Annotated in this window: 11 protein-coding genes; 9 read left to right on the top strand and 2 right to left on the bottom strand. The window is 60.5% G+C overall.

Annotation, left to right across the window (positions count from 1 at the left end):
• The first annotated feature begins 10 nt into the window (after window positions 1-10).
• The gene (gene ypfJ, locus AEP_RS07210) at window positions 11-913 is read left to right on the top strand and encodes a KPN_02809 family neutral zinc metallopeptidase (RefSeq protein ID WP_087494757.1); all 903 of its coding nucleotides are present in this window, start codon (window positions 11-13) and stop codon (window positions 911-913) included.
• Window positions 914-1102: 189 nt separating this feature from the next.
• Window positions 1103-2602 (top strand): DEAD/DEAH box helicase, encoded by a 1500-nt coding sequence (locus AEP_RS07205; protein WP_087497231.1) that lies wholly within the window; start codon window positions 1103-1105, stop codon window positions 2600-2602.
• A gap of 15 nt (window positions 2603-2617) precedes the next feature.
• On the opposite strand, the gene AEP_RS07200 is transcribed toward AEP_RS07205, so the two are convergent.
• Window positions 2618-3472 (bottom strand): symmetrical bis(5'-nucleosyl)-tetraphosphatase, encoded by an 855-nt coding sequence (locus AEP_RS07200; protein ID WP_087494756.1) that lies wholly within the window; start codon window positions 3470-3472, stop codon window positions 2618-2620.
• Window positions 3473-3496: 24 nt separating this feature from the next.
• On the opposite strand from AEP_RS07200, the gene AEP_RS07195 reads away from it, so the two are divergent.
• Window positions 3497-4798: a hemolysin family protein gene (locus AEP_RS07195; protein ID WP_087494755.1), complete on the top strand. Its 1302-nt coding sequence runs from the start codon at window positions 3497-3499 to the stop codon at window positions 4796-4798.
• An 11-nt stretch (window positions 4799-4809) separates the two neighbouring features.
• On the opposite strand, the gene AEP_RS07190 is transcribed toward AEP_RS07195, so the two are convergent.
• A complete protein-coding gene (locus tag AEP_RS07190; protein ID WP_087494754.1) occupies window positions 4810-5580 on the bottom strand; it encodes a YdcF family protein in 771 nt (256 codons plus the stop codon).
• A 118-nt stretch (window positions 5581-5698) separates the two neighbouring features.
• Between AEP_RS07190 and AEP_RS07185 the strand changes: the two genes are divergently transcribed.
• The 6 genes from AEP_RS07185 (at window position 5699) to AEP_RS07160 (ending at window position 12294) form a co-directional block, all read left to right on the top strand.
• Window positions 5699-6106 carry a response regulator transcription factor gene (locus AEP_RS07185; protein WP_087494753.1) on the top strand — a complete coding sequence of 136 codons (408 nt, stop codon included), beginning with the start codon at window positions 5699-5701 and terminating at the stop codon, window positions 6104-6106.
• Window positions 6107-6219: 113 nt separating this feature from the next.
• A complete protein-coding gene (locus AEP_RS07180) occupies window positions 6220-8145 on the top strand; it encodes a methyl-accepting chemotaxis protein (protein ID WP_087494752.1) in 1926 nt (641 codons plus the stop codon).
• Window positions 8146-8161: 16 nt separating this feature from the next.
• A complete protein-coding gene (locus AEP_RS07175; RefSeq protein ID WP_087494751.1) occupies window positions 8162-9715 on the top strand; it encodes a chemotaxis protein CheW in 1554 nt (517 codons plus the stop codon).
• A 17-nt stretch (window positions 9716-9732) separates the two neighbouring features.
• On the top strand, window positions 9733-10815 hold the full coding sequence (gene cheB / locus AEP_RS07170; protein WP_087494750.1) for a chemotaxis-specific protein-glutamate methyltransferase CheB: 1083 nt from the start codon (window positions 9733-9735) through the stop codon (window positions 10813-10815).
• A gap of 10 nt (window positions 10816-10825) precedes the next feature.
• Window positions 10826-11449, top strand: coding sequence for a HEAT repeat domain-containing protein (locus tag AEP_RS07165; RefSeq protein WP_087494749.1), 624 nt, complete (start codon window positions 10826-10828; stop codon window positions 11447-11449).
• A gap of 8 nt (window positions 11450-11457) precedes the next feature.
• Complete coding sequence (locus AEP_RS07160) at window positions 11458-12294, top strand: CheR family methyltransferase (protein WP_087494748.1); 837 nt, start codon at window positions 11458-11460, stop codon at window positions 12292-12294.
• Window position 12295: the final 1 nt, after the last annotated feature.

The following is a 12295-nucleotide window of genomic DNA, read 5'->3' as shown; positions in this document are numbered from 1 at the left end:
AAGACAGAACATGAAATGGGAAGGCAACCGCGAGTCCGATAACGTGGAAGACCGCCGCAATGGCGGTGGCGGGGGCATCCGTGGCGGCGGTGGTGGGCTCGGCCCCTTGGGCGCACTGCTGAGCGGCCGCTTGGGGGTGGGCACCATCGTGATCGCCTTGCTGGGCGGATGGGTGCTGGGTATCAACCCCTTGACGATTTTGAGTGCCTTGAGCGGCGAAGCGCCCACGGCACAGGTGCAGCAGGCACCCGCCCAACGCCCGCCGGCCGATGACAAGATGGCCAAATTTGTGTCCACCGTGCTGGCGGATACGGAAGATGTGTGGGGTGAGGTGTTCTCCAAAGGCGGCGGCACTTACCGCAATCCCAAGCTGGTGCTTTTCCGCGGATCCACGCCCACCGCTTGCGGCCAGGGCCAGAGCGCCATGGGGCCCTTTTATTGCCCTGCGGATCAAAAGGTCTATATCGACCTCGGTTTTTACGAGACCCTGCAAAAACAATTGGGCGCGCCGGGTGACTTTGCACAGGCTTATGTGATCGCCCATGAGGTCGGCCACCACGTACAAAACCTGTTGGGCATCAGTGCCAAGGTGCAGGAAGCCCGTGGCCGCGCCAGTGAAGCCGAAGGCAACGCATTGAGCGTGCGCCTGGAGCTGCAGGCCGACTGTTTTGCCGGTGTCTGGGCGCACCACGCCAACAACGCCCGCCAGCTCTTGGAAGAGGGCGATGTGGCGGAGGCCATGAATGCGGCCGCCAGAATCGGTGACGACGCTTTGCAGCGCGGCGCAGGGCGTGCCGTAGTACCGGAGAGCTTTACCCACGGCAGCAGCGCGCAACGCCAGCGCTGGTTCGACAAGGGCCTGAAAACCGGCAGCGTCAAGGGCTGTGACACGTTTTCCAGCCGATCTATCTAGCCCCCACACTCCACGGGTGTGCGTGTTGGAAATCGGGAACTAGAGGATAATCGGGGTTTGCCCTGACTTCCTTTGGGCGACCCGCTATCGGATGGATAGCACTCTTTATGGCTATGCCTTACCGATTTGATCACTGAATTGACTCCCACTCCCGTGACCTCCAACGAGCTCACCGCGGACACGCCCACCATGGCTTTTGCCCAGCTGCAGCTGGCCAATCCTCTCGCCCGCGCAGTGGCGGAAATGGGCTACACCACCATGACGCCTATTCAGGCGCAGGCCATCCCCGTCGTGCTTACCGGGAAAGACGTGATGGGCGCTGCCCAGACCGGTACCGGCAAAACTGCCGCATTCGCACTGCCTTTGCTGCAGCGCTTGATGAAGCACGAAAACGCTTCCACCTCTCCCGCCCGCCACCCCGTACGCGCTTTGGTGCTATTGCCAACCCGCGAGCTGGCTGACCAGGTGGCTCAGCAGGTCAAGCTGTACGCCAAGTACACCAACCTGCGCAGCGCGGTGGTGTTTGGTGGCATGGACATGAAGCCCCAGACCCTGGAGCTCAAAGCCGGTGTGGAAGTGCTGGTGGCGACCCCCGGCCGTTTGCTGGACCACATCGAAGCCAAGAACGCGGTGTTGAACCAGGTCGAGTACGTGGTACTGGACGAAGCCGACCGCATGCTGGACATCGGCTTCTTGCCGGACCTGCAACGCATCCTGAGCTACCTGCCCAAGACGCGTACCACCTTGCTGTTCTCTGCGACCTTCTCGCCCGAAATCAAGCGACTGGCGAACAGCTACCTGCAAAACCCGATCACGATTGAAGTGGCGCGCTCCAACGCAACAGCTTCCACCGTGGAGCAGCATTTCTACCGCGTCAACGACGACGACAAGCGCCACGCCCTTTTGCAGATCGTGCGCAGCAAAGACATCAAGCAAGCCTTTGTGTTTGTAAACAGCAAACTCGGTTGCGCCCGCCTGACGCGCGCCCTCGAGCGCGACGGTCTGCGCGCCGCGGCCCTGCACGGCGACAAGAGCCAGGACGAGCGCCTGAAAGCGCTGGAAGCCTTCAAAAAAGGCGAAGTGGACTTGCTGGTCTGTACCGATGTGGCCGCCCGAGGACTGGACATCAAGGACGTGCCCGCCGTGTTCAATATGGACATTCCGTTCAACGCAGAAGACTATGTGCACCGCATCGGCCGTACCGGCCGTGCCGGCGCCTCCGGCCTGGCGGTGAGCTTTGTCGGTGGCGGCAACGATGCGCGCTTGGTAGCGGATATCGAGAAGCTGATCAAGACCAAGATCGAGCTGGAAGCCGTGGAGTTTGACGAAGACCGTCCGGACATCCGCAGCCAAGGCCGCATCAATGATGGGCGCCGCATGTACGCCGAGAACGGCGAGCCAGCCCGGGGTCCCCGCAGCGAAGGCCGTGGAGACAGTCGCGGTGAAGGCCGTGGCCGCAGCCATAGCAATGAGCGCGATGACGCATACCGCACCCGCGCACCCCGCGAATACGGTCGTCCCGCTCCTGCGCCGCGTGATCCGTTCTTTGACAAGCCCTACGAGCCCAGCGCCCCTGCGGCTGAAGCACCGGCTCCCTCCTGGGAGTCTGCGGCCAAACCTTCCAGCCGCGGCATTTCTGCCAACATCAAGCCCAAGCGCAAAGTCGCGGCACTGTTCAAGTCCGCCTGACCGGAAGTTTCGTGCTCAGTCCCCGGGAGCCTGGGACTGGGCGCACTTCACTTGCAGCAACTCGGTGTCCAGCCCGCCCGATACAGCGGGTGCGACACGCAGTGCACTGAGGCATCCACCCCACACGCAACCACTGTCCAATGCAAAGGCATCAGGGCGGTTCAACCAGCCCAGCGTGGACCAATGGCCGAAGGCCACTACATCGCCTGCGGTTTGGCGGTTCGGCGTATCGAACCAGGGCACATAGCCCTCAGGCGCCTCTGTTAGCCCTCCCGAATGGGCGAACTCCATGGTGCCCTCGGGCGTGCAGTAGCGCAGGCGTGTGAGCGCGTTGACGATCACCCGCAGTCTCCCTGCACCTTGCAAGCCGTCATCCCAGGTGTCAGGGCCATTGCCGTACATCTGGTGAAAGAAGCCTGAGGCATCCGGACCTTGAAGGGCGGATTCCACTTCTGTGGCGAGTGCTATGGTTTTGGTAGCTGTCCACGCAGGTAGAACGCCGGCATGGACCATTAATAGCTCTGTATCCCCCACTTTCTCCAGCAGAGCCAGCTTCTGGTGATGCAGCCAGTGCAGCAGGGCAGGGGCGTCGTCGGCCTGCAGCAAATCGCTTAGGGTGTCTTTCTTTCCGGGTTTGCGCACGCCGTAGCTCACGGCCAACAGATGCAGGTCGTGGTTACCCAGCAGGCACCGGGCTGAGGCGCCGTAGCGCATCAGGCGGCGCAACACGTCCGCCGACTCGGGGCCACGGTTCACCAGGTCGCCCAGCAGGTACAGGGTGTCGCGGCTGGGCGAGAAGTCGATCAGTCGGGTGAGTTGTTCCAGTGCGCTGTCGCAGCCCTGGAGATCACCGATAAGGTACATTGCCATGGTCTCGATTCTCGCTTGGCTTTCATGGATTTCCTGCTCATTCTTGTCCTTACCCTGTTGAACGGCGTGTTCGCCATGTCGGAACTGGCGCTGACGGCCAGCCGCAAGGTCAGGCTGCAAACCATGGTCGAGACCGGAGACAAGGGGGCTAAGGCAGCCTTGGCCCTGCTGGACAACCCGACGCAGTTTTTGTCCGTGGTGCAGGTGGGCATTACCTCCATCGGCATGCTCAACGGCATTGTGGGTGAGGCCGCGTTCAGTGACGGGGTTGCGCAGTGGTTGTCTCACCACTTCACCATGTCACAGCGTGTGGCTGAGGTGTCTGCCACCGCATTGGTGGTGACCGGCATTACCTTCATCACCATCCTGTTCGGCGAACTGGTACCCAAGCGCATCGGGCAGCTATATCCTGAGACTGTGGCGCGTGCGCTGGCCATTCCCATGACGTGGGTCGCCACCGGCGCCAAGCCTTTTGTGAAACTGCTGGCGTACGCCACGCAGGCCACCTTGCGCTTACTGCGCCTGAACGCCACCGACAACCGGGCGGTGACTGAAGAGGAAATCTCGGCCAGCCTGGAAGAAGGCGTGGACGCCGGCATCATTGAAGAGCACGAGCACCAGATGGTGCGCAATGTGTTCCACCTCGACGACCGGCCCCTGACCAGCATGATGCTGCCGCGTGTGGATATCGACTGGATGGAAGCCAACCTCAGCGTCCAGCAGGCGTTGGAGCTGGCGGGTGACACCCGTGACGATCATGGTCACTCCTGGTACCCCGTGTGCCGCGGCTCGTTGGACAACGTGGTGGGTGTAGTCAGTGTGTCGCGCCTTTTGGCCATGGGCGCCGGGTACAGCGGCACCGTGGACTCCTTGGCGGAGCAAGCGGTATTCGTACCTGAAACGCTGACCGGCATGGAGCTGATTGAGCAGTTCCGCGTCAAGTCGGCGCGCATGGTGTTTGTGGTGGACGAGTACGGTGTGGTGCAAGGTTTGATGACCCCGCATGACCTGCTGGAAGCCATTACCGGCGAGCTGCAGCCGGATGCGCAGGAACAGGCATGGGCCACCCTGCAACAGGATGGCCAATGGTTGCTCGATGGTCTGATGCCGGTGGGAGAGCTCAAAGTCCGCTTGGACATTGAGGACGAATTGCCTGACGAAGAGCGTGGCCGCTACAACACCCTGGCAGGCTTATTGATGGCCGTCAGTGGTCAGTTACCGCAGCCCGGCGCGCAGATTGTGGTGGGCGAGTGGACCTATGAAGTGGTGACGCTGGAAGGCCGCCGCATCGATCAGGTGCTGGCGCGCAAGGTCATCCCGGCTTAAACCTCGCGGATCTACAACCGGCCTGTGAGGCGGTAAGCCGCCAGCCCGACCAGCTCATTGAGCACCAGCTGCCAGTCAGAGACACCGCCCAACAGCGAATAGCGGGTCCACACCGTCACGTCTTCGGCGCGGTAGTCCACCGGGTACGCAGTGACATTCCAACCTGCTTTTTCAAATGTGGCCATGGAGCGAGGCATATGCCAAGCTGAGGTCATGAGCAGCCAGCGGTCTTGCGGGTTCACTCCGGGCAACTTGGCCGTGAGCACGGCGTTTTCATAGGTATTGCGGGACTCTGCCTCGTAACGCACCTGTGCGGCAGGGATACGGAAGCTCTCATAAAACTGCCGGGCACGCGCTGCTTCACTGGGGCCACCGCCCGCCGGATCTCCTTCACCACCGGTATAGACCAAGGGCAAAGCCGGGTGTCGCAATGCCAGCGCCGCAGACACCGCCAAGCGCTCCCCGCCATCGTTGATCAGCGGTTGCGAGTGGCTTTGCTGCAAGCGCCCGGCCGCCGTGCCGCCACCCAGCACCACCACCCCTGCGTACGCGGACAAGTCGGCTGCTGGAGCGATTTCCGGGTAGCGGGATTCCAGGTTCCGTATCAACAGCTCGGGCAAGGGCTGCCAGCCGATCAGTGCCAGGAGAAGCCCTGCAAACCCCAGCGCACGTCGCGCCAGCACAGGTCGCTTTGCGGAGACAAGCCACGCCAGCGCCAAGCCCAGCAGCAACCAGGTTAGTGGCTGCGTGAACCAGCCCACGATTTTTGAAAAGATGAACATAAAAGCTATTGATCTAGTGCTTCGATAGAAAAGATTAAGTCTTAAAACCAGATCGAAACAACACTAAAAACAGAATTTTCAGTAAAGTTGCTTTAAATGTTTAAATTCATTTAAAGACATGAAAAAAACAATTCTTTCAGTTGAAGATACCGCGGGCATTCGCCGTCTTATCCGCATGACGCTCGAATATATGGGCTTTCAGGTGCTGGAGGCCGCTGACGGTGAAGAAGGGCTGGCCATGGCCCGTGAGCATCGACCTGATCTGGTGCTGATGGATGTGCGCATGCCAGGCGTTTCGGGCCTGACCGCCTGTGAGGTCATGCGCGCAGACCCCCAGTTGCAGGCCATCCCGGTGGTCATGCTTTCGTCGGCCTCCGCGCAGTCGGACATCCAGGCCGGCTTGGACAGCGGGGCCAAGGCCTATCTCGTCAAACCCTTTCAACCCGTGGAACTCATCGAGCTGGCTACCCGGTTGATTGAAGAGTCTGACCCCGCCTATGCCGCGACTCCCGGCATTGTTTACTGAATAAATCATGTTTTTTGTTACAGCGCATCGGAAAACTGCCGGGCACGGGCGCTGTCTTGTCTTCCCACGCGCCCAGCTGATCGCTCCAACCCTCCCCGAAAGGAACCACTCCCATGGCACTCGTTAAAAAAGCAGTCAGCGCACCCAGCAGTGCCGCTGTGGACACTTCTTCTGCCCGCGCTTCTGCGGCGATCACCCGGGAGGCCGAAGCACAGCGCAAGCGCGCCCGCACTTTGGCCAAACAGCAGCAAGCGGCAGAGCGCATAGCAGCAGCCACCACACAAATGTCTTCGGGAATCACCGAAGCGGCATCCGCGGCAGAAGAACTCAAGCGGGCGGCTGACCAGATCGCGACAGGTGCTGAAGAAGCCACCGGCGCAGCCCAAGAGTCTCTGGCGGCCTTCAAGCAAGTGGAAGGCGCGGTTGCACGCCAGTTGCACAACGCCAAAAGCAGCAGTGCGCGGGTAGAGTCGTCACAGGCATTGATCTTGCGAACAGGCTCGGAGGTGTCCGCTCTGGTGGCCAATGTGGGCGTGTCCGCCCAACGCCAAGCGGCGTCTGTCGGCATGGTAGCGGAGTTGGAAAAGCAGGCCGCCAACATTGGCGACATTGTGAAAGCCGTGGCTCGTATAGCAGACCAGACCAATCTGCTGGCCCTGAACGCTGCCATTGAGGCGGCACGTGCCGGCCAGCACGGCAAAGGTTTCGCGGTAGTGGCGGATGAGGTGCGCACACTGGCCGAAACGTCTGAAAAAAGCGCCAAGCAGATTCAAGACCTGGTGGGGCAGATCCAGAACGAAGTCAAGGTGATTGCCGATGGAATCGGCGAGTCCGCCAAAGCGGTGGAAGAAGAAGTCCAGAACGGCAAGACTATCACCAGTCAGCTGGAACAGATCCGAAAGGACACGGTGGACATCGTTTCCGCTATCGGTGAAATTGCCACTGGCGCCCAGCAGTCAGCCACTGCCACCACCCAGGCCCTCAAGGGCTCTGAAGATATCGCCGCTGCTGCCGAAGAGCAGTCCGCAGCCGCAGAAGAAGCCGCCAAGACGGTGGCCGAGCAGGCACAGGCACTGTCACAATGCGAGCAGACGGCCCAGAGCTTGTCCGAGTTGGCAGAAGATCTGAAGAACTCCACCGATGTGGCAAAGAGCGCAGAGGAAGTGGCTTCGGCTGCCGAAGAGCTCTCTTCCGCCGTGCAGGAAATCAGTCGCTCGGGCTCACAGATCATGGCGGCCATCGACCAGATCCGCAAAGGCGCGGAGGTGCAATCTGCTGGAACCGAAGAAGCCTCTGCCGCAGTCTCTCAAATTGAAAAGAGTGCGCAACTCGCGGTGGAGCGTGGAACCGGCGGTAGCGCCAAAGTCAAAGCCATCCGCGACCTGCTGGCAACCAACAAGACCTCGGTCGATGCGTTGATTGCCAACGTGTTGGCGTCTGCAGAGTCCAGCCGCCAGAGCATCCGCCAGGTGAAAGAGTTGGAGCTGGTCTCCCGTCGTATCGACAAAATCGTGGATGCCATCACTACGGTCTCCATCCAGACCAACATGCTGGCCGTCAATGGTTCTATCGAAGCTGCACGTGCGGGCGAATTCGGCAAGGGCTTTGTGGTGGTCGCAACCGACATCCGCAACCTCGCGCAGGACTCTGCCGAAAACGCAGACCGCATCAAAGACTTGGTGAAAGCCGTGCAGGACCAGATTGGCATCGTCGGCCGCGACCTGGAAGAAATCGTCGCTACTGCGGTCAATGAAGTGGAAAAGGCGAAAGCCACCACCGTGAACCTGCAAACCATTGAAGGTGACATCACAGTTGTCGAGAACAACGTGAGCGAAATCCTGTCTGCTGCTACGGAAATAGGAGCAGCTGTCGCACAGGTGAAGCGCGGTGTGGAGCAAATTTCGTCTGCGGCGCAAGAAGCTGCCAAGGCTTCCGAAGAAGCCGCCTCCGCCGCGAAGCAGCAGTCCCAAGGTGCAGAGGAGCTGGCCGCTGCCATTGAAGAAATTTCTTCGCTCGCAGACGAACTCCAAAGCGCCTGAGTAGGGAGAACTCTCCATGAGCACTCCAACAAGCGCTGATCGCCCGCCCGTCGCGGGTGCGTCGGAAGAAGAGGGAAGCGCCTCTTCCACCCGGCAATACGTCACCTTTATGGCCGGAGACGAAGTCTTTGCTGTGGAAATGGCGCCGGTGCAGGAAATCATTCGCGTACCGGAGGTAGTACGCGTGCCCATGGCACCGCACACGCTCGAAGGCCTCGCCAATCTGCGCGGCCATGTGCTGCCCATCGTCTCTCTGCGCCGTGCGCTGGGCTTTGACGAGCGGGTGTCGGACGATTCATCTCGCGCCGTCGTCATCAATTTCGGCGAACCACTGGGCTTTGTTGTCGACAAAGTGTCCAGCGTGGTCGGCGTGGACCCGAGCAAGATCGAGGGATTGGACGGCGTAGGTTGCACGATCGACGCTGACCTGCTTTCCGGCATCATCAAGGACGTGGGTGGCCATGCGATGGTGATGGTGCTGAACTTTCAGAAGCTGATCGACCAGGAGTTCGCCCACATTGCACGTATGCAGCGTGACCAGCAGGCCGCCGGGCTCACATCGCTGGGAACGAGCACGGCGTCCAGCCACGAAGGTGCCAGCGAAGACGAGCTCCATCTGGTGAGCTTCGATGTGGCTGCGCAGGAGTACGCGATTGCCATCTCGGACGTACAGGAGATCGTGCAGATCCCCGACACCATCATCAAAGTACCGCGCTCTCAAAGCCATGTGCTCGGGGTCATGACATTGCGCAACCGCCTGTTGCCCCTTGTTTCGCTACGCAGCATGTTCGGATTGGATCGCCGTGCTTCTAACGAGGCCAGTCGCATCGTAGTCGTGGCCGTGCAGGGCGCGTCGGTCGGCGTGGTGGTGGACAACGTGAACGAAGTGTTGCGCGTGCCCCAGAAACTCGTAGAACCCATGCCGCCTCTACTGGCCCGCGAAGGTGACATGGCCGACATCACCGAGATCTGCAGCATCGATGGCGGCAAGCGCTTGGTGTCCATCATCTCTACAGACAACCTGTTCCGCCACTCTGCCATCAAGGACGCTCTGGCGAATCTGGATGTGGATAGCCAGCGTGCATCGGATGGTCACAGCAAAGCCGGACCGGACGACGAGCAGGTCGTGGTGTTCCGCTTGGGAACCGAAGAGTTCGGAGTCCCGATTGACAGTGTTCAAGAAATCGTCCGCGTGCCCTCCGAGCTCACACACGTCCCCAAGGCTCCGCCTGCGGTCGAGGGGGTGATCAATCTGCGCGGCCAGGTTCTGCCGGTTATGGACTTGCGCCGGCGCTTGGGGCTGGGCAATGTGGCACGCAATGACGGGCAACGCATTGTGGTCTTCATGATCCACAACGTGCGCACCGGTTTCATCGTGGATTCCGTGGCTGAAGTCTTGAAGGTGCCGCAGAGCGCGATTGAACCCGCTCCCCGCATGTCGGAGTCTCAAACCAGCCTGCTCGCCCGCATGGCGAATCTGGAAAAGCAAAAGCGCATGTTGCAGTTGCTCGAGCCATCGCACCTGCTGGCGGACACCGATATGCACCAGATGGCTGCCATCAGCGCCTGAAAGAGGAGAGACGGACCATGATCAAGCTGCTCATTGTTGACGACTCCGCCCTGATGCGGCGGCAGTTGACGCAGCTGTTCCAAAGCCAAGGGGACTTCGATGTGCGCCAGGCCCGCAACGGGCAGGACGCCATCGAGCAGAACCTGGGCTTTGAGCCCGATGTGGTGACTCTGGACATCAACATGCCTGAGATGGACGGTATCACCGCGCTCTCGCTCATGATGGCTCAGCGCCCTGTGCCGGTGATCATGGTGTCTTCACTCACCGAGAAAGGCGCATTGGCCACCTTTGAAGCATTGAACCTGGGTGCGGTGGATTACGTCGCCAAGCCCGGTGGAACGATCTCTTTGTCACTGGACCAGATCGCCAAAGACATGGTGGCCAAAGTGCGCGCAGCGGCCCGCTCGAAACCCCGGGGCAGTGCGGTGTCTTTATCTGGCGGCGCAGGCACCCTGCGCCAACGCATGGATGCAGATCGCAAGGCAACGCAGGAGCGCGCAGCGCACAAGGCCGCCGCGCAACAAGAGGGCATTGTGTTGATTGGCGTATCGACCGGCGGGCCCCGCTCCCTGGAAGATGTGCTGCCCTATTTTCCCGAAGACTTTCCCTTGCCGGTGCTGGTGGCGCAACACATGCCTGCCAGTTTTACCGCGCCGTTTGCGGCGCGTCTGAATGCTGCCTGCCCATTGCACGTGCTGGAGGCCGACCACCCCATGCCGGTGGAACGCGGAAAGATCTATGTGGGCAAGGGCGGTGCAGACATGGTGCTCACCAAGCGCGCCAACAAATTGACCGTGATGCCCAAGCCCGAGTCACCCGAGCACATGTGGCATCCGGCGGTGGACATGCTGGCCCAGACCGCACTCGAGCATGTGGCGCCACAAAACATCATCGCCGTCTTGCTCACAGGCATGGGCTATGACGGTGCGGCCGGTTTTGCAGAAATCAAGAAACGGGGTGGACGGACGATTGCCGAATCAGAAGAGACGGCGGTGGTCTATGGCATGCCCAAAGAACTGGTTCAACGCCAGGGCGCCACGGTGGTGCTTCCCTTAAACAAAGTGGCAGCTCAGGTGAAGACCTGGGTTGCCCGAGCCTGAGGTACCCACCATGGGATTGATCAAACAAACCGCCAACGAGGCGCCCCGAGTGGAGGGCAGAGCCGCCGGGCGGGACTGTGCCAGTCTGTGCGCGCAACTCCGGCACAGCGACGCCGAGGCACGCAGGTGGGCTGCCCGCGATTTGGTCGATTGCCCCGACTGCTCGCAGGAACTGGTGGATGCCTTGCAAGCCGAGCAGGACGCTTCGGTGCGTGAAGTCATTCTCACCAGCATTACCCGCATCGGGGACGGCATTGCGGTGCAGGGGCTGGTGGCCTGCCTGCGCTCGGAAGAGGCGGACTTGCGCAATGAAGCCATCGAGGCCATGAAGCAGCTGCCCGAGGCAGTGGCGCCCATCATGCTGGGGCTGTTGATGGACGAGGACAGCGATGTCCGTATCTTCGCGGTGAACATTCTGGAGTCCTTGCGCCACCCGCAGGTTGAGGCTTGGCTGCTGCAGGTGATTGACACAGACGACCACGTCAATGTCTGCGGTACCGCCGTGGACCTGTTGGGTGAAGTGGGGGGCAGCGCGTCGCTGGCCTCACTCCAGCGCCTCAAGGCACGTTTTGCCGAAGAGCCCTACATCCAATATGCCGCCGATCTCGCGATCAAACGCATACAAGAGAACTGAGCGCTCTTATGGCAGACGCCACCATTTCAGAAGACGACTTCCAGAAATTCCGGGAGTTCTTCTACCGCAAGACCGGCATCCAGTTCGACATGTCCAAGCGCTACTTTGTGGACAAGCGATTGCTGGAGCGTATGGCCGATACCGGCAACGCGACTTTCCGTAGCTACTTCACCATGCTGCGCTTCCAGGCTAGTGGTGCAGAACTGCAAACGCTCACCAACTCCATGACGGTGAACGAAACCTACTTCTTCCGTGAGGAATACCAGTTCAAGTGCCTGGTGAACTCGCTGTTGCCGGACCTTGTATCCCGCAAAAAGGACGATGGCCCGCTGCGCATCTGGGTGTTGCCTTCGTCCAGTGGCGAGGAGCCCTATTCGATTGCGATATACCTGCTGGAGCGTTGGGCCGGCATCAACAAGTACGACGTGGAGATCGTGGCGTCTGACATTGACACGCGCATCCTCGATCAGGCGCGCAAGGGCCTGTATTCACCCCGCTCTGTGGGGCAACTGCCCATTAACTACCGGCAGAAATACTTCAAGCAAGCGGGCGAGGACTTCCAGATTTGCGATGACCTGCGCAGCGCGGTCGAATACACCCGCGTCAATCTCTCAGACCGGGCTGACACCCGTGCGTACCGGAACTTTGATGTGGTGTTCTGCCGCAACTTGCTCATCTATTTCGACGATGTATCGCGCAAGGCCGCTGCCGAAACCTTTTACGACGCGCTGAAACCCGGTGGCTACATCTGTCTGGGGCATTCGGAGTCCATGAGCCGGATTTCCTCGCTCTACAAGGTACGCAAGTTCCCTGAAGCCATCGTTTACCAGAAGCCTACGGAGTAAG

Origin of the sequence: Curvibacter sp. AEP1-3, assembly GCF_002163715.1 — a bacterium.
Lineage (GTDB): Bacteria > Pseudomonadota > Gammaproteobacteria > Burkholderiales > Burkholderiaceae_C > Allorhodoferax.
Note: the sequence above shows the minus strand (reverse complement) of the source record. Positions and strands in the feature narration are given on the sequence as shown.